Source organism: Marinobacterium iners DSM 11526, from assembly GCF_900107855.1.
Taxonomy (GTDB): domain Bacteria; phylum Pseudomonadota; class Gammaproteobacteria; order Pseudomonadales; family Balneatricaceae; genus Marinobacterium; species Marinobacterium iners.
Genome location: NZ_FNRJ01000007.1, coordinates 145,931 through 167,945 on the forward strand (window position 1 = coordinate 145,931; position 22,015 = coordinate 167,945).

The 22,015-nt window shown below is 52.8% G+C and carries 23 protein-coding genes; 21 read left to right on the top strand and 2 right to left on the bottom strand.

Going from position 1 to position 22,015, the window contains the following annotated elements; all coding sequences use genetic code 11:
* The first annotated feature begins 52 nt into the window (after nucleotides 1-52).
* From BLV48_RS09865 to BLV48_RS09875, 3 genes are all read left to right on the top strand, one after another.
* Nucleotides 53-592, top strand: coding sequence for a GspH/FimT family protein (locus BLV48_RS09865; RefSeq protein ID WP_091826532.1), 540 nt, complete (start codon nucleotides 53-55; stop codon nucleotides 590-592).
* 63 nt (nucleotides 593-655) lie between these two features.
* Entirely contained in the window at nucleotides 656-1,762 is a 1,107-nt protein-coding gene (gene thiO, locus BLV48_RS09870; RefSeq protein WP_091826468.1) for a glycine oxidase ThiO, read from the top strand.
* Nucleotides 1,763-1,779: 17 nt separating this feature from the next.
* A complete protein-coding gene (locus BLV48_RS09875) occupies nucleotides 1,780-3,408 on the top strand; it encodes an NAD+ synthase (protein ID WP_091826470.1) in 1,629 nt (542 codons plus the stop codon).
* Between the two features lie 74 nt (nucleotides 3,409-3,482).
* Here the strand turns inward: BLV48_RS09875 and BLV48_RS09880 are convergent, their stop codons facing one another.
* Nucleotides 3,483-4,445, bottom strand: a complete 963-nt coding sequence (locus BLV48_RS09880; protein ID WP_091826472.1) for an outer membrane protein assembly factor BamD — start codon at nucleotides 4,443-4,445, stop codon at nucleotides 3,483-3,485.
* Between the two features lie 136 nt (nucleotides 4,446-4,581).
* Between BLV48_RS09880 and rluD the strand changes: the two genes are divergently transcribed.
* From rluD to BLV48_RS09905, 5 genes are read left to right on the top strand one after another with little or no spacing between them, the layout of a single operon-like run.
* A complete protein-coding gene (gene rluD, locus BLV48_RS09885) occupies nucleotides 4,582-5,550 on the top strand; it encodes a 23S rRNA pseudouridine(1911/1915/1917) synthase RluD (protein WP_091826474.1) in 969 nt (322 codons plus the stop codon).
* Nucleotides 5,547-6,302 carry a peptidoglycan editing factor PgeF gene (gene pgeF / locus BLV48_RS09890; RefSeq protein WP_091826476.1) on the top strand — a complete coding sequence of 252 codons (756 nt, stop codon included), beginning with the start codon at nucleotides 5,547-5,549 and terminating at the stop codon, nucleotides 6,300-6,302. Before rluD ends, pgeF begins: the two co-directional genes overlap by 4 nt.
* Nucleotides 6,303-6,533 (top strand): FeoA family protein, encoded by a 231-nt coding sequence (locus BLV48_RS09895; protein ID WP_091826478.1) that lies wholly within the window; start codon nucleotides 6,303-6,305, stop codon nucleotides 6,531-6,533. It abuts the gene before it with no gap.
* Nucleotides 6,526-8,481: a ferrous iron transport protein B gene (feoB, locus tag BLV48_RS09900; protein ID WP_091826479.1), complete on the top strand. Its 1,956-nt coding sequence runs from the start codon at nucleotides 6,526-6,528 to the stop codon at nucleotides 8,479-8,481. Before BLV48_RS09895 ends, feoB begins: the two co-directional genes overlap by 8 nt.
* Nucleotides 8,478-8,687 (top strand): hypothetical protein, encoded by a 210-nt coding sequence (locus tag BLV48_RS09905; RefSeq protein WP_139253903.1) that lies wholly within the window; start codon nucleotides 8,478-8,480, stop codon nucleotides 8,685-8,687. The genes feoB and BLV48_RS09905 overlap by 4 nt, the downstream gene beginning before the upstream one ends.
* 38 nt (nucleotides 8,688-8,725) lie before the next feature.
* Here BLV48_RS09905 and BLV48_RS09910 read toward each other — a convergent pair whose 3' ends face one another.
* Nucleotides 8,726-10,639, bottom strand: a complete 1,914-nt coding sequence (locus tag BLV48_RS09910) for a PhoX family protein (RefSeq protein WP_091826483.1) — start codon at nucleotides 10,637-10,639, stop codon at nucleotides 8,726-8,728.
* A 225-nt stretch (nucleotides 10,640-10,864) separates the two neighbouring features.
* On the opposite strand from BLV48_RS09910, the gene clpB reads away from it, so the two are divergent.
* From clpB to BLV48_RS09975, 13 genes are all read left to right on the top strand, one after another.
* On the top strand, nucleotides 10,865-13,441 hold the full coding sequence (gene clpB / locus BLV48_RS09915) for an ATP-dependent chaperone ClpB (RefSeq protein WP_091826485.1): 2,577 nt from the start codon (nucleotides 10,865-10,867) through the stop codon (nucleotides 13,439-13,441).
* A 264-nt stretch (nucleotides 13,442-13,705) separates the two neighbouring features.
* The gene (locus tag BLV48_RS18970) at nucleotides 13,706-13,882 is read left to right on the top strand and encodes a hypothetical protein (protein ID WP_175527634.1); all 177 of its coding nucleotides are present in this window, start codon (nucleotides 13,706-13,708) and stop codon (nucleotides 13,880-13,882) included.
* A gap of 81 nt (nucleotides 13,883-13,963) precedes the next feature.
* Nucleotides 13,964-14,461 (top strand): papain-like cysteine protease family protein, encoded by a 498-nt coding sequence (locus tag BLV48_RS09925; protein WP_091826488.1) that lies wholly within the window; start codon nucleotides 13,964-13,966, stop codon nucleotides 14,459-14,461.
* Between the two features lie 98 nt (nucleotides 14,462-14,559).
* Nucleotides 14,560-15,408, top strand: a complete 849-nt coding sequence (locus BLV48_RS09930) for a hypothetical protein (protein WP_091826490.1) — start codon at nucleotides 14,560-14,562, stop codon at nucleotides 15,406-15,408.
* A 76-nt stretch (nucleotides 15,409-15,484) separates the two neighbouring features.
* Nucleotides 15,485-16,201: a hypothetical protein gene (locus BLV48_RS09935; protein ID WP_091826491.1), complete on the top strand. Its 717-nt coding sequence runs from the start codon at nucleotides 15,485-15,487 to the stop codon at nucleotides 16,199-16,201.
* Nucleotides 16,202-16,298: 97 nt separating this feature from the next.
* Complete coding sequence (locus tag BLV48_RS09940) at nucleotides 16,299-17,174, top strand: hypothetical protein (RefSeq protein WP_091826493.1); 876 nt, start codon at nucleotides 16,299-16,301, stop codon at nucleotides 17,172-17,174.
* 95 nt (nucleotides 17,175-17,269) lie between these two features.
* The gene (locus BLV48_RS18760) at nucleotides 17,270-17,728 is read left to right on the top strand and encodes a hypothetical protein (RefSeq protein ID WP_139253904.1); all 459 of its coding nucleotides are present in this window, start codon (nucleotides 17,270-17,272) and stop codon (nucleotides 17,726-17,728) included.
* A gap of 112 nt (nucleotides 17,729-17,840) precedes the next feature.
* On the top strand, nucleotides 17,841-18,485 hold the full coding sequence (locus BLV48_RS18765; RefSeq protein ID WP_139253905.1) for a hypothetical protein: 645 nt from the start codon (nucleotides 17,841-17,843) through the stop codon (nucleotides 18,483-18,485).
* Nucleotides 18,486-18,596: 111 nt separating this feature from the next.
* On the top strand, nucleotides 18,597-19,202 hold the full coding sequence (locus tag BLV48_RS09955) for a hypothetical protein (RefSeq protein ID WP_091826498.1): 606 nt from the start codon (nucleotides 18,597-18,599) through the stop codon (nucleotides 19,200-19,202).
* A 34-nt stretch (nucleotides 19,203-19,236) separates the two neighbouring features.
* Nucleotides 19,237-19,701 (top strand): hypothetical protein, encoded by a 465-nt coding sequence (locus BLV48_RS09960; RefSeq protein ID WP_091826500.1) that lies wholly within the window; start codon nucleotides 19,237-19,239, stop codon nucleotides 19,699-19,701.
* Nucleotides 19,702-19,794: 93 nt separating this feature from the next.
* Nucleotides 19,795-20,130, top strand: a complete 336-nt coding sequence (locus tag BLV48_RS09965) for a hypothetical protein (protein WP_091826501.1) — start codon at nucleotides 19,795-19,797, stop codon at nucleotides 20,128-20,130.
* A gap of 77 nt (nucleotides 20,131-20,207) precedes the next feature.
* Nucleotides 20,208-21,062, top strand: a complete 855-nt coding sequence (locus tag BLV48_RS09970; RefSeq protein WP_091826503.1) for a hypothetical protein — start codon at nucleotides 20,208-20,210, stop codon at nucleotides 21,060-21,062.
* Between the two features lie 102 nt (nucleotides 21,063-21,164).
* A complete protein-coding gene (locus tag BLV48_RS09975; RefSeq protein WP_091826504.1) occupies nucleotides 21,165-21,860 on the top strand; it encodes an aminoglycoside adenylyltransferase domain-containing protein in 696 nt (231 codons plus the stop codon).
* The last annotated feature ends 155 nt before the right edge of the window (nucleotides 21,861-22,015 follow it).

Below are 22,015 nucleotides of genomic sequence, written 5' to 3' on the forward strand. Positions count from 1 at the left end.
GACTCAGGATGAGAACGGCCTGCACAAGGTAAGTACAGCAAGAGACAGGATCATGGATGATCATACCCATATTGCCCCGGCGACCCAGCGGGGGCTTACGCTGATCGAATGCCTGTTGGCCATTGCCATACTGGGTATTCTGATTGCAATTGGCCCTGGCGGCTTTCACTCCCTGCCGGCTTCCAGCCGGCTAGCGTCGACTCAAACCGAAATTCGCTCGTTGTTGGCCAGTGCCCGCTCGGAAGCGCTCACACGCAATCGCCGGGTTACAGTCTGTCGTACACTGGATGGTGCTCAATGTGCCGGAACCGGTCGCGCCGGTCAGAGGCAGTGGCAAGGGGCCCTGCTGTTCGTTGATCTGGATCAGGATCGCAGGGTTGGCGCAGGGGAAACAGTGTTTTACGTTGCAAACTTTCACACAGCTGTGAACATAATCTGGAATCGGGGTGATTCTCTGATCTATCAACCGGACGGTACAGCTCTGGGTGGCTCCAATGGCACATTTTCCCTGCAGGCAGAGGGCACGGCCATCGAGCACCGGGTGGTGGTCTCTTTACTGGGCCGTGTGCGTACTGAGGTGATCAACCCCTGAAGCGAACATGGGCTCCACCGGGAGGGGGCCTGACCACAAAACGTAACAAGGGAGCGTCGTTCCATGTCCGATTTTCTGATAGCCGGTGCTGGTGTTATTGGCTTGATGACTGCCCGTCTGCTTGCGCAGGCTGGTGCCAAGGTAAAACTGATTGAACGCGGCCAATGTGCCCGTGAAGCGTCCTGGGCGGGGGGCGGCATTGTATCGCCGCTGTATCCCTGGCGTTACAGCGATGAAGTGACAGCGCTGGCGCTGTGGTCTCAGAGCAGCTATGTGCATCTGGCTGAAGACCTTTACTCAGAAACCGGCTGCGACCCTGAACTGCGCCAGAAAGGGATGCTGATGGTCAACGTGGACCCGGAACAGGAGCAGCGAGCATTGGACTGGGCGCGGCGTTATCACCGCCCCCTGACTCGCGTTGAAGCCCCATTCATCTACGAAACCGAACCCAATCTGGCAGCAGGCTTCGAGTCCGGCATCTGGATGCCGGAAGTCGCCAGTATCCGCAACCCGCGCCTTGGTCGCGCTTTGCGCGAAAGCGTACAGAAGCACCCCAATATCACCCTGTATGAAGATACCGAGATTGTGGGCTTTACCACCTTCGGTGAGCGAGTGACCGGCGTGAAAACGGCTCGTGGCCAGCATCAAGCCGATGAGGTGATTCTGGCCGGTGGGGCCTGGAGTGGTGAGCTGCTGGCCTCACTGGGGCTGAAGCTACCGGTCGAGCCGGTGCGTGGACAGATGATGGTGTTCAGAGCCCCTGTTGGGCTGGTCAATCGTGTGGTGATGCTGGAAGGACGTTACGTTATTCCGCGCAATGATGGCCGTGTACTGGTGGGCAGCACACTGGAGCATGTGGGCTTTGACAAGCAGACCACGGAAGAGGCTGGCCATTCCCTGTTTGATACCGCCACCCGCATTGTGCCCGAGCTGGCCGCATATGAAGTCGAACATCATTGGGCCGGCCTGCGTCCCGGCTCCCCTGACGGTATTCCCTTTATCGGTGCCGTTCCCGGCTGGAAGGGGCTACACCTGAATACCGGACACTACCGCAACGGGCTGGTTTTGGCGCCGGCGTCCACGCGCCTGTTGTCCGATCTGCTGCTTGAGCGTTCACCCGTCATCAATCCTGAGGCATACTCTCCTGCTGGACGTTTACAGGCACTCTGAGCAGTCGCAGGAGAGAGATGAGCACACCGATCCGGGTCGTTATGGCCCAGCTGAATCTGCTGGTGGGAGATATCCCCGGCAATACGGGCCGTATCATCGATACGGCCCTCAAGGCACGAGATGAACTGAACGCTGATCTCGTGCTGTTCCCCGAACTGGCCCTGACCGGTTATCCGCCTGAAGACCTGCTGCTGCGCCCCAGCCTTGAGCTGCGTGTTCAGGAAGCGCTGCAGCGCATTCTTGCCGCCGTATCGGGGGTCACGCTGGTGCTGGGCTACCCACGCTATCGCGAGGGCGCGCTTTACAACATGGCCGGCGTGATCCGTGACGGTGAGCTGCTGCATGAATATGCCAAGCAGTGCCTGCCCAACTTTCAGGTGTTCGACGAGAAGCGCTATTTTGCGGCGGGCGATGAAGTCGGAATGTTTGAGCACAAGGGCATCAAAATCGGCCTGAGCATCTGCGAAGACATCTGGCACACCGGGCCGGTTGAACAGCTTAGGGCTGAGGGTGCAGAGCTGGTACTGAGCCTCAACGCATCCCCTTTCCATATCGGCAAGCCGGCACAGCGTCGCGATGTACTGAATCAGCGGGCGCAGCAACTGGGTTGCCCTCTGGTGTATCTGAACCTGACCGGTGGACAGGATGAGCTGGTGTTTGATGGCGGCTCCATGCTGGCCTCGGAACAGGGCGATATTCTGTTTCAGGGCGTACATTGCGAAGAAGCGCTGTACAGCTGCAGCTTTGACCCGGCTACGGGCGTACTGAAACCGGAGCAGGCTGGCGTGGCCGAGCCGGACAGTGACGCACTGGTCTATCAGGTACTGGTGCAAGGCGTGCGTGATTACATCAACAAGAACGGTTTTCGCGGCGTGGTGCTGGGGCTCTCGGGCGGCATCGATTCGGCCCTGACGGTGGCGGTGGCGGTGGATGCGCTGGGTGCCGACCGGGTAGAAGCGGTGATGATGCCGTTCCGCTATACCTCCTCAATGAGCCTTGAGGATGCCGAAGCCGAAGCGCGGGCGCTGGGCATTCAATATGATGTGATCTCCATCGAGCCCCTGTATGACAGCTTCATGCAGCAGCTGGCGCCCCAGTTCGAGGGGCTGAACCCGGATACCACCGAAGAGAACCTGCAGGCCCGCTGTCGGGGTGTGCTGCTGATGGCGATCTCCAACAAGAAAGGCTACCTGGTGCTCACCACCGGTAACAAGAGTGAAATGGCCGTGGGCTATTCCACCCTGTACGGCGATATGGCCGGTGGCTTTGATGTGCTCAAGGATATCCCCAAAACGCTGGTATACCGGCTGTCGCGCTATCGCAATACGCTGTCGCCGGTGATACCTCAGCGCGTCATCGATCGTCCGCCATCGGCCGAGCTGGCGCCTGACCAGACCGATCAGGACAGCCTGCCGGACTACGATGTACTGGACCGCATTCTTGAACTGTATGTGGAGCGTGATTACTCCGCTCAGGCGATTATCGACGAGGGTTTTGCCGCAGAGGATGTAAACCGAGTGCTGCGTCTGGTCGATATAAACGAGTACAAGCGGCGTCAGGCACCGATCGGGCCACGCGTAACCCAGCGCGGCTTTGGCCGCGACCGGCGTTATCCGATTACGTCAGGCTGGAAAGCCGGAATCTGATTCCGGTTGTCGCTGCAACAAAAAAGGCCGGCAATTTGCCGGCCTTTTTATGTGCGTAAGGATGAAGTCTTGGCTTATTCGGCCGCATCCTCATCATCAAATACACCAAAGGTCATGCGACTGAACAGCGAGCGCTTGTTGGCTTGCTCTTCAGCGTCTGCACGATCCTGCGCTTCGGCCCGCAGGCGATCAGCGGCCGGAGTGGGGCGGGCCGGTTCAGCCGGCTCGGCACCACCAAATAGACCAAAACTGGCGGCTTGCATCAGGGTCGCACTGTCCTGCTTGAACGGACGTATCTGATACTCCGGGTAGTTCAGCTGCAGCACTTCCAATGCATTTTTGGCCAGGTCATGCATGTTCAGCTCGGTATAGGCCTCGGCCATGATCGCCAGCGCATCGGGAACGGCTGGAGTTTCCTGCAGGTTCTCGACCACATAACGACCACGGTTGGCTGCGGCCACCCAAGCCTGACGGCGCATGTAGTAGGACGCTACATGGATCTCGTGGGTAGCCAGACGGTTTTTCAGGTACTGCATGCGCTTTTGCGCATCCGGTGCATACTCGCTCTGCGGGTAGCGGTTGAGCAGGGTCGAGAAGCTCTCGAAAGACTCAAGTGCGGCACCGGGATCGCGCTGGCTCACATCGATTGGCAGGTATTTTTCGAAGAAGGAGCGGTCTTCCTCGAATGCGGTCAGGCCCTTGAGGTAGTAGGCGTAGTCGATGTTATCGTGGTTCGGGTGCAGACGAATGAAGCGGTCGGCAGCGGCACGGGCCGATTCCGGTTCGTAATTGCGGAAGTAGGCGTAGATCAACTCCAGCTGAGCCTGCTCCGAGTAACGGCCAAACGGATAGCGGGCTTCCAGCAGCTGCAGCTTTTCAACCGCCAGGCCGTAGTTGTCGGCTTCCAGAGCGCTGAGCGCCTCGTCATAGAGCTGCTGCTCCGGTACATCCGGTGCCACCTTGTCGCCTCCAAACCATGAGCAGGCGGAGAGCAGGCTGAAAAGCGCCAGAGTAGCCAAGATTTTCAAGGGTCGCATGATCGATCATTCCTGATGCTGGGAGCCGAATTCGGCGTGACTGACCGGATTCGGTTATACTGGCCAGATAGTATCCGGCCTATTTAAACATAACCGGAGCCCATGCCAAAACATCCGCCGATTAAGAATCATATTGATGTCAGAACAGTTAGAGTTAGAAACACAGGTACCGACCGAAATGTTCGGAATGCGACTGGATCAGGCGGTCGCGCAGCTGTTCCCGGATTATTCCCGTTCCCGCCTGCAGGGCTGGATCAAGGAGGGAACTCTAACCGTTGACGGCAAGGTGCTCCGGCCCCGTGACAAGCTTAATGGTGGCGAACGGATCGAGGTCAAAACCGAGCTGCAGCGCATCGAGCATCACGAGGCACAGGTGATCCCCCTCGACATCATCTACGAAGATGAATCGATCATGGTGATCAACAAGCCTTCAGGGCTGGTAGTCCATCCCGGCGCCGGTCATGCCAGTGGTACGCTGATGAATGCCCTGCTGCACCACTGCCCGGATATTGCTCAGGTACCGCGTGCCGGCATCGTGCACCGGCTGGATAAGGAAACCACAGGCCTCATGGTCGTGGCCAAGACAATTGCTGCCCAGACCGATATCGTGGTCCAGCTGCAGGAACGCAGCATGGGACGGGAATACGAAGCGGTTGTAAATGGTGTCATGACAGGTGGGGGCTGCGTCGAGGAGCCAATGGGACGCCACTCCAAAAATCGCCAGAAGATGGCGGTTGTAGGGGTTGGGAAGGAAGCGATCACTCACTACCGAGTACTTGAAAAGTTTCGTGCGCACACGCACATCCGGCTTAAGCTGGAAACCGGGCGCACCCACCAGATCCGTGTCCACATGGCCCATATCAACTACCCACTGGTGGGTGATCCGCTTTACGGTGGTCGCTTTCGCATGCCCAAGGGAGCCAGTGGTGCCATGCAGCGTGCCTTGAAAGCGTTCCACCGTCAGGCGCTGCATGCCAAAAAACTGGAGTTGTATCATCCGACCAGTGGTGAGCTGATGTCCTGGGAAATTGATCTGCCCGAAGACATGCAGCATCTTTTGACCGTTTTGAAACGGGATGCACAGGAATACGACTACGAGCTATGAAACTGATCCGGCCGGACTGGTCCCTCTCTGATGGTATTGGTGCATGTGTCACCACCCGTATTGGCGGAGTGAGCCAGTCGCCATGGGCATCGCTGAATCTGGGTGACCATGTGGGTGATCAGCCGGAGGCCGTGGCCGCCAACCGTTGGCAGTTGCAGCAGGCGCTCGGTAGCATCAAGCCTCAATGGCTGTCGCAGGTACACGGCATCGAAGTGGTCGAGGCTCAGGCCGATGGCCGTGTCCGCGAAGCCGATGCCTGTTGGAGTTCGACCCCCGGCGTGGCGTGTGCAGTGCTGACGGCAGATTGCCTGCCGGTGCTGTTTGCCGATCCGGCCGGCCAGCGAGTTGCTGCTGCCCATGCCGGTTGGCGCGGGCTGTTGAACGGTGTACTGGAAGCCACCCTGGACTGTTTTGAAACACCCGAGCGGGTGCAGGTCTGGCTGGGGCCGGCGATCGGGCCATTGGCCTTTGAGGTTGGGCCTGAGGTACGGACCGCATTCTGTGAACAGATGCCCGCGGCGGAACAGGCATTCGTCCCCTCGCCACTGCACCCCAACCGCTGGTTGGCGGATCTTTATCAGCTGGCATGGCAGCGACTGCACCGGGCCGGTGTCACCGTGATCAGTGGCGGTGAGTATTGCACTTTCACCCAGCAGGATCTGTTTTTCTCCTATCGTCGCGACGGCGTAACCGGTCGCATGGCGAGTTTGATCTGGCTAGAAACAGCGGCCGGAGGCCGCAGGGACAGCTGAATGAACCTGACTGATTTAAAAGCTCAGCAAGTTGCGCTTATCCTTGCTCTGGATGGGCCGCAGTCCTTGCGGCAGCGGCTGGCAGCATTGGGTATCCTGCGTGGCCAGCGAGTAGAGCTGCGTACCAAGTCGCTCTGGGGCGACCCGCGTGCATACCGGATCGGCAATCAGCAATTCTGTCTGCGCAACGCTGAGGCGCAACATATTTGGATACAATTGCAAGATGACTGATCGCTGCTATACGCTCGCCCTGATAGGCAACCCCAACTGTGGTAAGACCTCGTTGTTTAATCAGCTCACTGGGGCCAGTCAGCGTACCGGGAACCTGTCAGGGGTGACGGTCAGTGGTCGTATCGGGGAATGTGTGCACCAGGGGGTACGGCTGAAAATCGTCGACCTGCCGGGTATCTATTCCCTGAGTCAGAACCGCAGTGAAGAGCGAGTCGCAAGAGACTACCTGACGCAAGAGCAGCCGGATCTGGTGATCAACGTGCTGGATGCAGGCAACCTGGGTCGGCACTTGGCGTTAACCAGTCAGTTGATGGAACAGAACGTACCGCTGCTGCTGGCGCTGAACATGCTGGACGAGGCTGAGCGCAACGGCACTCGACCGGATCTGGCCGCCATGTCCGAGGTACTGGGCGTTCCGGTGCTGCCCAGCGATGGCCGACGCAAACTCTATTGCGACAAACTGTTGGACGCGGTCGTGACCCGGTTACAGCAACCGGTTGCAGTACCACCGCTTATAATCGAATACGAACCTCACATTGATACCCTGTTGAATCGTCTGGAAACACATGGACTGCCGCGTTGGCAGAGTGTGCGCTGGCTGGAGTCCGCTGGCGATGTGGATTTTGCCTTGACGGATGAACAGCAGGCCATGCTGGATGAGGGGCAGAACAGCATCCAGGCCGAGCACGCACTCGGAGCTGCCGAACTGGTGTCCGAAGGGCGCTACGGCTGGGTTCATGGCTTGCTGCACCGCATGGGGCAGAGCCATGAAGAGTGCAATTTGGCCGATGATCGTCTGGATCGTATTGTGTTGAACCGTTGGCTGGGGCTACCGGTTCTGGTTGCACTGCTGTGGTTGATGTTCGAAACCACCTTTACCGCAGGGGCGCTGCCTGCAGACTGGATCTCTCAGGGCGTGGACTGGATTACGACACAGGTGGCACAACACATGCCTGAGTCTTTGCTGCGGGAAGTGATAGTCGATGGGATAATGGCCGGTGTCGGTGGTGTGCTGGTATTCCTGCCCAACGTGGTGCTGCTGTTCCTGTTCATGGAGTTGCTTGAGCAAAGTGGCTACATGGCCCGTGCCACCTTTCTGGTCGATCGGCTGCTCAGTCGAGTGGGTTTGCATGGCAAGGCGCTGGTGCCTCTGGTGATGGGATTTGGCTGTAACGTACCGGCAATTATGGCGACCCGCTCCATAGAAGAGCCCCGCGCCCGCCTGATCACCATTCTGATCAACCCCTTTATGAGCTGCTCGGCGCGGTTGCCGGTACTGCTGTTACTTGCCGGAGTGTTTTTTCCGGACAACGCGGGTACGGTGTTGTTTGCAGTCTACGGGCTTGGGGTCTTGATCGCGCTTGCATGTGCCGCGATCTTTGCACGGGTGCTGCCGGCGCATTATGACGAAACGTTCATCATGGAACTGCCGCCCTGGCGTATGCCTGGTGGCCGCTCACTGCTGCTGCATCTTTGGGATCGCTGCCGTGACTTTATAACCAAGGCGGGCACCGTGATTCTGATCGGTTCCATTCTGATCTGGCTGCTGCAAACCTTCCCGCGTGGTGGTGAACCGTTGCTGGAACAGTTCGGTCATGCCCTGACGCCGCTCTTTGCTCCTTTGGGATTCACCTGGCATGAAACGGTTGCACTGCTGTCCGGTTTCCTCGCCAAAGAGGTGATCGTGGCATCGTTGGCGGTTGTCTATCAGGCCAACAGCGAGAATACTGCCCAGCTGCAGCAGGCGATAGGCCAGGTACTGCCGGCAAGCGCAGGGCTGGCCTTTATGGTCTACACCCTTCTTTACATGCCTTGCCTGGCAACACTGGCAGTGATTCGGCGTGAAACCGGGCGGTGGGCCTGGGCTGTTGTTTCACTGTTGCTTGGGCTGACACTGGCTTGGGTGTGTGCCTGGATAACCTTTCATGTAGGGCAGTGGTTGCTGTGAGCACGATGACTGTGTTCGATTGGGTCATATTGGTCGGTCTGGTGTTACTGGTCAGCATCTGGCTGCTGTACCGTATTCGCTCCAGCCTTAAGGTCGGCTGCTGCAGCACGGATACCTCCACTTGTGCCGGTTGCAGTGGTGGGTGCGGCAAGCGTAACCAGACGAATGTCAGCCCCTCGGCTGCCAATAACAAAAAGCCCGACTGATTGCTCAGCCGGGCTTTTTATCAGGGCGCTTATGGGTTTCAGGCGCCGATCACACCACCATCCTCACGCTGTACCACCATAATGGTGGAACGCGGCTTGCTGTTGCCACCGCCCGGGAAGTGGGACGGTGCCAGCTCTTCACCCGGGTGCTGCACACCGATGAAGACCGTGCGCTGATCCGGTGAGAACGCCAGACCGGTGATCTCACAGGCGATGGGGCCAGTGGCAAAGCGGCGGATCTCGCCGGTCTGCGGGTCGGCACAAAGCATCTGGTTGTTGCCCATGCCGGCAAACTCGCCCTCGTTGCTGTACTTGCCGTCGGTCTGAATCCAGAGGCGGCCGGCAGCATCAAAGCCAAGACCATCCGGGCTGTTGAACATATTGTCGGCAGTGATGTTGTCGCTGCCGGCGTAGAGGCCTTCGGCAACGGTCGGGTTGCCGGCCATGGCGAACAGGTCCCAGTCAAAGCGGCTGTCCACATGGTTGCCCTGATGCGGCCACCAGCGCACGATCTGGCCGTAGTTGTTCTTGGCTCGCGGGTTCGGACCACCCACCGGCTGGCCTTCCTTGCCGCGGTTCTTGTTGTTGGTCAGAGTGCAGAACACTGCCTTGTTGTCCGGATGAACAGCTACCCACTCCGGGCGATCCATGGTGGTGGCGCCTACTTGCGTGGCGGCTTCACGGGCAAAGATCAGCACTTCCGCCTGGTCGGCAAAGCCGTTCTCGGCGGTAAGGCCATTCTTGCCGTGAGTCAGCTCGATCCACTCGCCCTGGCCCTTGATCTCGCCGTCATTGGCGGAGAAGCGTGCCACGTACAGGGTGCCTTCTTCCAACAGGTCACGGTTGGCCTGCTGGTTGTTCGGGTTGTATTTGGCCTTGGAAACGAACTTGTACAGGTGCTCGCCACGCTCGTCATCACCCAAATACACCACCACATGACCGGACGGGTCGATGGTCAGAGCGGCATTCTCATGCTTGAAACGGCCCAGAGCGGTGCGCTTCTTCGGTGTAGCGGTCGGGTCCATCGGATCGATCTCGACCACCCAGCCGAAACGGTGCGGCTCGTTGGGGTGTTTGGCCAGATCGAAACGCTCGTCATGGCGGTACCACTGGTAGTCACGGTTGCCCGCTTTCAGGCCGTAGCGTGTATCGCGTGCCGGCAGTGCAACGTCATCCTGAGCCGAGGCGAAGTACTTGTGGAAATTCTCTTCGCAGGTCAGGTAGGTGCCCCAGGGCGTTTCGCCGTTGGCGCAGTTGTTGAATGTGCCCAGCGGCTTGCGGCCTGAAGGATCGGCGGCGGTTTTCATCAGCGCATGGCCAGCGGCCGGGCCGGTCAGCTCCATCGGTGTGTAGGCGGTGATACGACGGTTATGGTCGGAATCGCGGTTCACCTGCCACTCGCCCTTGGCGTTACGGCGGATTTCGAAGATAGACACGCCATGTGCCGCCTGGGACTTCTTCACCTCATCGGCGGTCAGGTCCTGCTTGCCCTGGTGGGCGAACAGGTATTCCGGGTTGATGTACTCGTTATTCACTGCCAGCAATGCACGGTCTTCGTCCAGCGGGAAGAAGCTCATGCCGTCGGTATTGTCACCGAACTGACCGGCCTGCGCGGCTGCATTTTGGGTACCGGATGCGTCAAACGCCGGCGCACCCTTGAGGATGGGATCGCCCCAGGAAATCAGCGGCTTGGCTACATAGCCTTCGGGCACCACAAAAGTATCGGCGGTGCTGGCCGGTACGGCCTTGAATCCCATCAGCTTGCTGGGTTCCGGGCGGGTTACGGCTGCAACTGCCTGTGCCAGCGGGTTGGCGGCCAGGAACAGGCCCATGGCAGCGGCTCCACCACGCAGGAAGTTGCGGCGGCTGATGCCTTTCGCCGTCATGCGGTCAAAATCGGTCTGTTCCAGTTCCGGATGATCTTCGGGATCAAAATGCTCAATCTGATTCATGTCACCTGTCCTGTATTGGGTTACCGGGATGCAGGTGCATGTTGTAGCAGTGTGCTATTACAGAATTAAGAAAAGTGTACTGCTGTATAAGAAATAACTAATTTAATTGCTGTCAGATCTTGAAGCCGCCCCTGCTGGCCCCTATCTATAGGGGTAACAGAAACAGCCGAACCGTCTGACCCCCTATGTCGGACCAGCGGCACCGAGAGATCCACAGGAGACCTCATGCGACCCGACAAATTTACCTCACGACTTCAGGAAGCCCTGTCCGACGCCCAGTCACTGGCGATCGGCAAGGACCACAACATGGTGGAGCCGATCCACCTGCTGGCTGCCTTTTTGCAGCAGCAGAACGGCTCGGTGGCGCCGCTTTTGCGTCAGGCCGGTGCCGACCGGATGAGCCTGACCGCCAAGGTAGGCGAAGCACTGGACCGCCTGCCGGTGGTGAGCAGCCCCGATGGCGAGATCCATCTGTCCCAGAACATGGCGCGCCTGTTCAACCTCACCGACAAGCTGGCGCAGCAGCGTGGCGACCAGTACGTCGCCAGTGAACTGGTGCTGCTGGCGATGCTGGACGGCAAGAGTGATGCCGGCAAGGTATTGAAAGACTGCGGCGTGAATCGCCAGTCACTGGAAAACGCCATCAACAACATGCGCGGAGGCGACAGCGTGAACGATCCCAACGCGGAAGAGACCCGTCAGGCGCTGGACAAATACTGCATCGACCTGACCGAGCGCGCCGAGTCCGGCAAGCTGGACCCGGTGATCGGCCGTGATGACGAGATTCGCCGTACCATTCAGGTGCTGCAGCGCCGCACCAAGAACAACCCGGTGCTGATCGGTGAGCCCGGTGTGGGCAAGACCGCCATCGTTGAAGGGCTGGCGCAGCGTATCGTCAATGGTGAAGTGCCGGAAGGGCTCAAGCGCAAGAAAGTGCTGTCGCTGGATATGGGATCGCTGATCGCCGGTGCCAAGTTCCGTGGCGAGTTTGAAGAGCGCCTGAAAGCGGTATTGAACGAACTGTCGAAACAGGAAGGCCAGATCATCCTGTTCATCGACGAGCTGCATACCATGGTCGGTGCCGGCAAGGGCGAAGGCGCCATGGACGCGGGCAACATGCTCAAGCCCGCGCTGGCGCGTGGCGAGCTGCACTGTGTCGGTGCCACTACCCTGGACGAGTATCGTCAGTACGTGGAAAAGGACGCCGCGCTGGAACGCCGCTTCCAGAAGGTGATCGTCGATGAGCCCTCCGAAGAAGACACCATCGCCATCCTGCGTGGCCTGAAAGAGCGCTACGAAGTACACCACGGCGTCGATATCACCGACTCCGCGATCATCGCTTCCGCCAAGCTGAGTCAGCGTTACATCACCGACCGCCAGCTGCCGGACAAGGCGATCGACCTGATCGACGAAGCCGCCTCGCGCATCCGCATGGAGATGGACTCCAAGCCGGAAGAGATGGACCGTCTCGACCGTCGCCTGATCCAGCTGAAGATGGAACGCGAAGCGCTGAAGAAAGAGAAGGACGAAGCCTCGCGCAAGCGTCTGGAAGAGCTTGAGCACAACATCGGCAAGCTGGAGAAAGAGTACTCCGACTTCGAAGAGGTGTGGAAGGCCGAGAAGGCCAGCCTGCAGGGTTCGCAGCAGATCAAGGAACAGCTTGATCAGGCCCGTGTCGAAATGGAACAGGCACGCCGCGCCGGTGACCTGGCCAAGATGTCCGAGCTGCAGTATGGCCGCATTCCCGAGCTGGAAAAACAGCTGCAGGCTGCCGACAGCACTGAGCAACAGGCGGAAGAGCACAAGCTGCTGCGCAACAAGGTGACTGAAGAGGAAGTGGCCGAAGTGGTTGCCCGCTGGACCGGCATACCGGTCAGCAAGATGCTGGAAGGCGAGCGCGAAAAGCTGCTGCGTATGGAAGATGCCCTGCACCAGCGCGTGGTGGGGCAGAGCGAAGCGGTGGTGGCTGTGTCCAACGCCGTGCGCCGTTCCCGTGCCGGCCTGTCTGACCCCAACCGCCCCAACGGCTCCTTCCTGTTCCTCGGCCCGACCGGTGTCGGCAAGACCGAACTGTGCAAGGCGCTGGCCAGCTTCCTGTTCGATACCGAAGACGCCATGGTGCGAATCGATATGTCCGAGTTCATGGAGAAGCACTCCGTGGCGCGCCTGATCGGTGCGCCTCCGGGCTATGTCGGTTATGAAGAGGGCGGCTACCTGACCGAAGCGGTGCGCCGCAAACCGTACTCCGTGCTGCTGCTGGACGAAGTGGAGAAGGCGCACCCGGATGTGTTCAACATCCTGCTGCAGGTGCTGGAAGATGGCCGCCTGACCGATGGCCAGGGCCGCACCGTGGACTTCCGCAATACCATCGTGGTGATGACCTCTAACCTGGGCTCTGACCTGATCCAGAACTACAGCGATGACGACGACTACAACCTGATGAAACAGGCGGTAATGGAGTCTGTGGGTACTCACTTCCGCCCCGAAGTGATCAACCGCATCGACGAGGTGGTGGTATTCCACAGCCTGCGCAAGGAACAGGTGGCCGGTATCGCCGAGATCCAGCTGGACCGTCTGCGCAAGCGCCTGGCCGAGCGCGAGCTGAGCATCACCTTCACCAGCACCGCCATGGACAAGCTGGTGGATGTGGGCTTCGAGCCGATCTACGGCGCCCGTCCGCTGAAGCGGGCGATCCAGCAGTGGATCGAAAACCCGCTGGCGCAGAGGCTGCTGGCCGGCGAGTACGAGCCCGGTCGCAAGATCGCGGTGGATGTGGAGGCCGGAGAGTTTACCTTCAGGTAATCTCAGGTTGTCACACCATGTTGGGAGCAAAGGCCTGCCGAGCGATCGGTGGGCTTTTTTGCTTTTCGGGTACTGAAACTGGTAGTGAACCGATGCACGGCTACCCAGGAGAGGAAGTGCAGAGCCAGGGTGATAGATTTTTTACTTTGGTTGGGTGGTCAGTTCAGACTGTGCTGGCTATAGTGTTGTTAATGGATGACAGGGAGTACCGTGCAGATCAGCGCAGCACGGCGGCGTTCAGCACGTAATGAAGGAGTATCAGGTATGACCAAACCTCACCAAGTTTTTCCTCTGATCCCTTCCCGGCTGCCGTTGATGATGCTATCTGCTGAGTGGCCCTCTGTCGAACGGGTATACCTTTTTGTCAGTTCAACGAAAAAAAAACCTTATCTATCAGTTGGTTATGTGATGGATGAAGGAATTAAAAGGTATACCCGCTAATAATTATTATGAGGTTTACCTCATAAATAGGCTGTTATGTTTTTTTAGCCTAATCATCCATTAACTCGAAGGAGTGAAGAAATGAATACGTTGTTTAAACTCATATTTGTTATTTTCCTTTCGGTAGTATCATTAATGGCTTCTGCTATAGAAAGGCAGCAAGCTCAAAACTGGTGTTGGGCAGCTTCAGTACAAGATGTAATGGCTCAAGCTGGCTTTTATCAAACACAGCCGCAAATCGCCGCTCGTTTAGATGGGTGGCCAAGAGATAGACCTGCATATACTCAAGAGCTTGTACTTTTATTAAGATCATATGGGTTCCGCGCATGGCAAGCGGGGCGCCCTGGATCACCGCAAGAGCTTTATGGCTCGTTAAGCAGTGGTTGGAAATTAATCGCATTTGTGAGGCCATCAAATGGCGCAGTCGGCCACTTCATAGTTTTACAGGGCATTGATCCAATATCGAGAGGTATTATTGTGTCCGATCCATGGACTGGGCAAACATATGTAAACTCTTTGCAGCAGTTGTATCAAGGCTGGCGCTGGGGTGATTCTGTTGTTGTCGGTACGCCCGGATAAATAAAATATAACAAACGCTTGCACCGGAACAATTTTCCGTTGCTTCCGCAACTACAAGTTGTCCGGTGAAGCGGGCGTTAGAACTTAAGGAGAGATAGGTGTCAGATCAAAAAGAAAAATATGACAAACCCTTGCTAACGTTGCGAAATGCTCGTGATGTAATAGTGATATGTTTGATTGGGGTTGTAACTTGGAAGTTGATCAACTCTGACATATCAATCTCTATCAAAGAGTTCACGTTCACCGACTTACTATCGATATTTGTTTCATTCTTTGCAATCGCCTTATCTATAGCCTTTTACTTTAAGGCAACAGATACGAGCAATCGTTTTTACGACAACTCCTATAAGTTCACTAAAGAGATATCTGAAATATTGGGACGCATTGAGGCCGGATTCGGAGAAAAACTAAAACATATAGATGAAGGTTATGCAGGAATTAGAGATCGATTTGACCAGCTTCCCTTTGATGCAAATAAGGCAAAGGAAGAGATTGAGGCGGAGAAAAAAGAAATAGAAAAGAAAAAGAAAGAGCAAAATAACCTTCTTGAGAGTTTGGCTCAGAAAGCGCAACTGGCCGAGGCTGAAAAAGAAGATCTCTTTAATAAAATGGAAAAAACGAATAAAGAGCTCGAATCAGCAAAGAGTGATCTCAGGCGAATGCAGAGAAACATGATGAAGCATGAGCGTCTTAAACTTAATATTGACCCTGAAAGAAAGCGACGAGTAATGGAATACCTAGTAGATAGAATTAGCGAAGAAATACCTCCTGGCTGGGAAAGGACGCCTAGAGCTAGCATGTTAATAGAGATTTTCGACAACATCCGGGACGATTTACACCCCGAAGCAATTGAAGATTTAGAGCATGTTGGCATGATTGATGATGACGGGCAGTTGAATCGTCGTGGAGTCGAAGGGTTACTCTTCAAACTGAGAAAGAGTGCGTAAAGTTCTAACAAACGCGTCAATTAGGACGCTCGCAAGCTCGCGCCTATTACGCGGGCGTTAAATTGCAAGGAGAGTTATGAGTCAAACCGAAGTGCTCGCAATATGGGGTGCGGTGACCGGGACAATAGGCACCGTTGCTGGCCTATTAGGGCTTTGGCTGAGATTTAGGCAACACGGTTTGGATAAGGCCAAACTGCTGTGTGAGTCATCTTTTGGTTTTGACTCGCCAAGTCGGACGTTGCACAAATTAACTGTACGCTCCATCGGTAGAAGACCAGTTTCAATTGATAATATTAAATACTTCATTACGCCAAGAGATTGGAAGCAAAGGCTTATCAAGTCTTGGCACCACAAGAAAGGACGCTGGCTTTGGCATCAAGAGCCGAAACAAAAAATAAAACTTGGTGAAGGTGAAAAAACGGAAATTGGTATTTCACTTCCAAATGGTATAGCCATCACTGAGATATATAAAGTTGAAGTAGTAGATCAGGCCGGTAAGGCTTGGCCTGTTAATTGGGAAACAAGCTCAAGACTACAAAAGGTAGCAACTCAGGAAACATTGGACGAACTTGCTAAGGAAAATGACAAGCGAGTAGTTAGTGCTACAGGCTATCGACTCGGTGAAAAATATTTCTTAGAGACAAAGTTCAACACAAAACCAAGCCGTTCAGGCACTCCTTGTGGAAGAAGCTTCTGGTTTCTCGACACAAAGAAATATCAAGAAAAACTACAGAGCATAAAAGATATCCAGTTTGATCAGTTCTTATCTGGTGATATTGAAGAACTGAGTTAGCAATTTAACAAACAGCTGCAGTGGATCAGTTTTCGCTGCGCAAAAACTGTCCGCTGAGCCGGGCGTTACGTGTCATCACATTGAGGAGTTTTAATTAATGCAAATTGGAGCAGCAGCAATCGCGAAAATTGCTGAAATGATATGTGGTGATCAACCATTTCAATTCTTTCCATATCGAAGTTCGTCTTACCTTACGCGATTTTTTGTCGATTTAGACCTTGATTATGTCCATGATGGATCAACTAGGCGAGTCTGGGTTAGGGAAGTTCTTGACGAACTCAATAGGAGGCAATCTCCAGACAATATGCCATCACCAGAAATGGTTAAGGTAATTGAGTATCTATTACATCCAGATCACTTTCTATTTGATGATAAAGTTGACCGTGACAAGGCTTTAGAAGCTGTTACTTCATCGCTAAAAACAAATGACTTAACAATTTCTGTTCAGGCGAACGGAACAGTTCGGTTACTTCCTGCGAATGGTGAGTTTGTATCAACCTCTTTTGAAGAAATTCCAACCGAGCGAGTAATTACGTTTAAACCTAGTGTATTTCAAGTTCCTGCTAAAAAGTTAAACGAAAAACTAATTTCCGTGATGATGCCATTTAATGCGGGATTTAATGGCACTTACTCAGCAATAACTAGGGTAGCGGATTATATGAGTTTGGAATGCAAGCGAGCTGATGATATTTGGGACAATTCGACGTTTATACAAGATATCTTTGATTTGATATTTTGTTCTAAGGTTGTGGTGGTTGATTTCACCGGTAAAAACCCAAATGTCATGTATGAAACAGGAATCGCTCATACTCTTGGTAAAACGGTTATTCCAATTACTCAGTCCCTTGACGATATACCTTCTGACTTAGGGCATCATAGGGCACTAAAATACTATCCAAATGAAGAAGGTTTAAGGAATCTAAGTAATGAGCTTTATAAACGCCTTCAAGTTATCTATAAGCAAAACACGTAACAAGCGCATGTTGTCGGACTGGTTTTCCGCTGCGCTCCAAACCAGCCGCAAATGCGGGCGTTAGGCTTTCAAAAAATAAACGATGGAGAAAAGAAATGACAACTGATGAAAAGAATGATGATGTTCAGGTCTCTGTTGAAGGACCAAAGCAGATTGGTAAAGCCAACCATCACACCAGAGCTGCGAGCATTACTCTTACAACATACGTCCCACAGGTTGCTAATGTTAAATGGGTTCGTGCATACATACGTAATCTTCCATGGGGGCAAGGGCAATGCACTCTAGGTAGTTCAGCATGGGTTCAAGCACCGCTTGATGGCCGCGAGCCCATGGGGTGGTGTAGAGCTGAGGGTCGTGGCCAAGGAACAACAGAACATGCTCGTTGGGTCAAGGTTCAGTTTTACAGCTGGAGCCACTGTAATAGCAGGGAAGCTAAATTGGAGGTTGGTTATTCAATGCCCAAGTCTCTTGGTGAAGAGAAAGAAATTGTTGAAATAGCAGAATCTCTTTGGCAAGAACCTAGCCTTGGCTATACCGAAGATAAAGAAGCCTAACAAGGCAAATTCACTCGGACTGCCAAAAGCTGCGCCGCTCGTTCCTCGCTTCGCAGCTTTTGGCACCCGGTGATTTGCGGCGTTAGCCAATACTAAAGGAAGGAGAGCAAGAATGGTAAGTCGAATTGTGGCCCTATTGATGATGATTGCAACCATATCAGGATGTTATCAAGCGCAAACATACATGACTCGTCCAGATCCGGTAACAGGAATTAATGTCTACACATCAGATGGAGGTAAAATACCAGGTACGTGGGTCTATGTTATAGATGATTCTGTCACCTCCGCTTCACGCCAAATAAAGGCATCTTCTCACGCATGTAGTCTCCATACCTATCCCGTAAACGCTGGAGATTCTCTTTCATCCTCAGTTAGCAATGCTATGGAGCAAATATTTGAAAACACTTTACCTCGAAAGGCTCTTCCAACATCAAGTTCGGCTGTTGAAGAAGGGCTGTCTGGTGCTGCCATCATCAAGTTAGATGAATTTTATCCAAAATTTAACTGTTCAATTGGGCAAATCGAAGGATATTGCACAGCTAATACTGATTTGTCGTTAACAGTAACGTTGGTGCACTACCCAGAAGGTAAGAGAAAATACGTTCATGCTAGCTCCCAGCGCAGTGCAGATGGAAGTTCGGGTCAAATGTGCGCTGCTGTAAGCAACGTTATAGCGGCTTCTGTTAAGAAAACAACAAAAGATGTATTAGAACGAATAGGTGAAAAAATATCGTTGGTAAATATGTCTAGCAAGTAATTATGGCTAACAAAGCAAATGCACTCGGACGGTAAAAATCGCCGCTCCTCGTTCCTCGTCGTTCTGCTTTTTACCGCCGGTGATTTGCGCCGTTATACGTAAAGGAAGAACATGAGCACAATCGGAATTCTCGCATACGGATCTCTAATTGAAGACCCAGGTATTGAACTGGAACCTTTAATATTCGAAAGAAAAGAAGGTATACAAACTCCATTTAATATTGAATTTGCACGGACTAGTTCTTCCCGTGGTGGAGCACCAACGGTTGTTCCGGTTGAGAATATCGGTTCACCGGTGTCTGCCGTAATACTTATGTTATCAAACGATCTAGATGTAGATGCTGCTAAAGACCTTCTCTGGCGACGAGAAACACGGAACGAAAAATCTAAAAAGCATTATTCTAATCCAGTTAATCCAACTGTGAATCAGGTAGTGGTGGAAGAAGTAAGAGATTTCCATGGTGTCGATCTAGTACTATTCACTAAGATTGGTGCGAACATTGACGCTCCAACAGCTGTTAAGCTCGCTACCCTAGCAATAGAAAGTGCTCGAGGAGGTGCGGGTGCAGATAGGAAGGATGGAATAAGCTATCTAATTTCCTTGAAGCGGCAAAATATATCTACCCCATTAATGCATAGTTATGAAAGTACAATATTGCAGAGGCTTGGAGTAAAAACATTAGAAGAGGCGTATGAAGCTGCACGCCAAAACGTATAATTAGCTGTTATGATTTACAGAATGTGAGTTCGGTATGAAGTTTATTCGCGACAAAAGAATAATGTCAGTACTTCTTAATGAAGCACGGTATTTGACAGGGATATTCGGTGGATTTAATCTGGCATCTATGGCCATTATGGCTAGTAGAGATTTAAATTTATGGGTTGGGGTTAGTCTGTTTGTGACAGCAATGTCAACCTTGCTTCTCATATTTTCAACTTATTTGATAGCTGCGATGTCTGGAGTGAATGAGTTAAAAGATCACCCAGAGCTAATCGATGATAATGGCCATAGGATTATCGATGATATTGATAAGGAATCATTTTCCTCTATAAGTGTCATTTGGGGATTTGGTGTATTTAGTTTTGTTCTAAGTATATTTACACTGTGCATTAGTATAGGTTGGACGGCTGTGCTAGGTTTTATATCAGCCGTATTGATAATATTATTTATTTTTAAATATGAAGATAAGATTTATAGCAAGTATTTTGAATCATAACAAGGCGTTCAAAATCAGTCGCTGCGCTCCTTGGGACCTCCAAAGCTACGCTTTTCCGGCCCTTTAACGCGGCGTTAAAAGTTAAGGATGACTATGAGTTATTTTGGACTTACCTTACTTATCATCTTGGCTAGCCTGGTGGTCTATTCGGCAAGCTTCGTTACGTATCATGTATCTCGGTCCGACTCACTTGAAGTTAATCAGAAGCGCGCAATCTATTTGTTGGCCTGGTTGATTCCCTTAGTTGGTCCGGCCATTACTGTTGCGGCGCTTGGGAATGATTTTGCTCGGCAGAAAAAGAAACATGCTATTCCATTGTTAAGTTACATTTTCTTAGCTGGCGTATTTGCGCCAACTCAAGATAGTAATGACGAATCAGGTAATGGCTCCAGTAACGATACAACAGGGGGAAGCGATGGAGACTTTTAACAAGCGCATGTTGATCAGCCGCTTCGCGGCCTGGGACCTCCTTTCAGTCGGCCCCAAATGCGGGCGTTAGAGGTCATATGAACTCATTCATTTATCACGCTATTATGATGCTCGAAGATATGGGAATGTCTGTTGGATATCCTGATTTCCATCATGCCACAGTTAATAATGATGGATCGAAAAACGTGCACATGAAAATTTGTGAAAGAATTGGTAATAGAGTAAGCATCGAACAGAATCAAAAAATGAAATTCATGATGATTTTTTCGATCTTCGATGTTTACATTGATTCCTGTTATCCAGAACTGGAAGGTCTTTCATTTTTACAGAAATATAAAAATATTCCGTCTGACAATGATATGGATTTAATACTCAGTCAGTTATTTAGAATTGCAAAATTAATAAGAAATTCAATTATTCATAGTCCCTCATCTTTTGAATTTTCCAATAGCAATCTTAACGTTGAATATAAATTCAGAGGCACGAATTTTTTCGTTGAACTATCATTTGATGCATTGAATACACTCTATACAGCGATAGTGATGTATACGAAAGGGGATTTGGGATCGGGAAACTACTTTCTTGGAATAATGAGGTATATTTTCAGCAACATTATCTCCGGAATTAGTCGATTTTCGGACGAGTTCGGGACTGAGTTGAAACATCCTGATTGCGGTATAAAAATAAAGCCGTATTTAAGGGAGGTTGTGATGAATACTGAATACGAAGTTAAAGATGGGGAAGTGAAAATAAAATTTGATGAAAGTAAGCTCTCTGATTGGCAAGGGGCAGACTTTTATATTGAGAGGAATGGTGAAGACTTTTTGGTGCCAATAGAGGCATTAGGAACCGATCTTACAATTGAAGAAGCTGGTTTAATGAGTAAATGGAGGTACGAAGGCTCTTTTCCTCCACTCAATAAAAACCTCTAACAAGTTGCAGCACTTCAGCCGCTACGCGGCTCGGACCTCAATAAGCTACGCTTATTTCGTCCGGTGTGCAAAGCGTTAGGGCGAAAGGAACTTCCGGAGAATATGGCAAACATAGAGATACCAGATGAAGCGAGACAGGCACAGTCAGTCGTTGAAGGTGTGCTTGGTGATTCGATCGTCGGCATTTTTCTCTTCGGCTCTGCCGTTGTTGGTGGTTTAAAGCGCGACAGCGACGTAGATATCTTGGTCGCAGTCTCTGACTCGCCTACCTTTGAACAAAGAAAGGCCTTGGTATCTCAGTTAATGAACGTATCCGGCGCTATTGGGAATCGGCAAGCCATCAGGCCACTAGAGTTAACTGTGATGACGATTTCTGATGTCGTGCCTTGGCAGTTCCCGCCTAGGGCTGAGTTTGTATACGGTGAGTGGTTGCGAGAGGAGTTTGAGGCTGGAAGTGTTCCGGAACCAGACCGCGATCCGGTGCCAATGAGTGACATCCGACGGGCAATCCATGACTCTTTGCCCAGTCTTCTGGCCGAGGCAAAGGGAGATGAACGCAATGTCGTTCTCACCTTGTCACGTATGTGGCTGACCGCTGCTACCGGTAATATTGCTCCAAAAGATGCGGCTGCGGAGTGGGCGGAAAAGCAAGCATCCCCTGACCAAGCAATGCTATTGAGGTATGCGCGGGATGGCTATTTGGGAAAGATTGAGGATCGATGGGATGAGAAGCAGGAGGATTTCGAGACACTTGTTTCTTATATGAAAGAATCGATCCAGGCACAGGGACAAATGTAGTTCCCCCGGTTCAGTGGACACCTCGATCTAATTCAGACGAGGTGAGATATGCCAGCGTACAAGAACCCAAAAAAGACGCGACAGTACACGAACGAGTTCAAGGCCAAAGCTGTTAAGCTGACCCATCTGAGTGGGGCGAGCGTGAAGGGAGTGGC

Coding starts and splice junctions, on each gene's coding strand:
- thiO (WP_091826468.1), top strand. CDS start 656: ATGTCCGATTTTCTGATAGCCGGTGCTGGTGTTATTGGCTTGATGACT.
- BLV48_RS09865 (WP_091826532.1), top strand. CDS start 53: ATGGATGATCATACCCATATTGCCCCGGCGACCCAGCGGGGGCTTACG.
- BLV48_RS09940 (WP_091826493.1), top strand. CDS start 16,299: ATGCAAATTGGAGCAGCAGCAATCGCGAAAATTGCTGAAATGATATGT.
- BLV48_RS09880 (WP_091826472.1), bottom strand. CDS start 4,445: ATGCGACCCTTGAAAATCTTGGCTACTCTGGCGCTTTTCAGCCTGCTC.
- BLV48_RS18970 (WP_175527634.1), top strand. CDS start 13,706: ATGACCAAACCTCACCAAGTTTTTCCTCTGATCCCTTCCCGGCTGCCG.
- BLV48_RS09895 (WP_091826478.1), top strand. CDS start 6,303: ATGAACCTGACTGATTTAAAAGCTCAGCAAGTTGCGCTTATCCTTGCT.
- BLV48_RS09970 (WP_091826503.1), top strand. CDS start 20,208: ATGAACTCATTCATTTATCACGCTATTATGATGCTCGAAGATATGGGA.
- BLV48_RS09925 (WP_091826488.1), top strand. CDS start 13,964: ATGAATACGTTGTTTAAACTCATATTTGTTATTTTCCTTTCGGTAGTA.
- BLV48_RS09910 (WP_091826483.1), bottom strand. CDS start 10,639: ATGAATCAGATTGAGCATTTTGATCCCGAAGATCATCCGGAACTGGAA.
- feoB (WP_091826479.1), top strand. CDS start 6,526: ATGACTGATCGCTGCTATACGCTCGCCCTGATAGGCAACCCCAACTGT.
- BLV48_RS09935 (WP_091826491.1), top strand. CDS start 15,485: ATGAGTCAAACCGAAGTGCTCGCAATATGGGGTGCGGTGACCGGGACA.
- BLV48_RS18760 (WP_139253904.1), top strand. CDS start 17,270: ATGACAACTGATGAAAAGAATGATGATGTTCAGGTCTCTGTTGAAGGA.
- BLV48_RS09875 (WP_091826470.1), top strand. CDS start 1,780: ATGAGCACACCGATCCGGGTCGTTATGGCCCAGCTGAATCTGCTGGTG.
- BLV48_RS09975 (WP_091826504.1), top strand. CDS start 21,165: ATGGCAAACATAGAGATACCAGATGAAGCGAGACAGGCACAGTCAGTC.
- BLV48_RS09965 (WP_091826501.1), top strand. CDS start 19,795: ATGAGTTATTTTGGACTTACCTTACTTATCATCTTGGCTAGCCTGGTG.
- BLV48_RS09955 (WP_091826498.1), top strand. CDS start 18,597: ATGAGCACAATCGGAATTCTCGCATACGGATCTCTAATTGAAGACCCA.
- rluD (WP_091826474.1), top strand. CDS start 4,582: ATGTCAGAACAGTTAGAGTTAGAAACACAGGTACCGACCGAAATGTTC.
- BLV48_RS09960 (WP_091826500.1), top strand. CDS start 19,237: ATGAAGTTTATTCGCGACAAAAGAATAATGTCAGTACTTCTTAATGAA.
- BLV48_RS18765 (WP_139253905.1), top strand. CDS start 17,841: ATGGTAAGTCGAATTGTGGCCCTATTGATGATGATTGCAACCATATCA.
- pgeF (WP_091826476.1), top strand. CDS start 5,547: ATGAAACTGATCCGGCCGGACTGGTCCCTCTCTGATGGTATTGGTGCA.
- clpB (WP_091826485.1), top strand. CDS start 10,865: ATGCGACCCGACAAATTTACCTCACGACTTCAGGAAGCCCTGTCCGAC.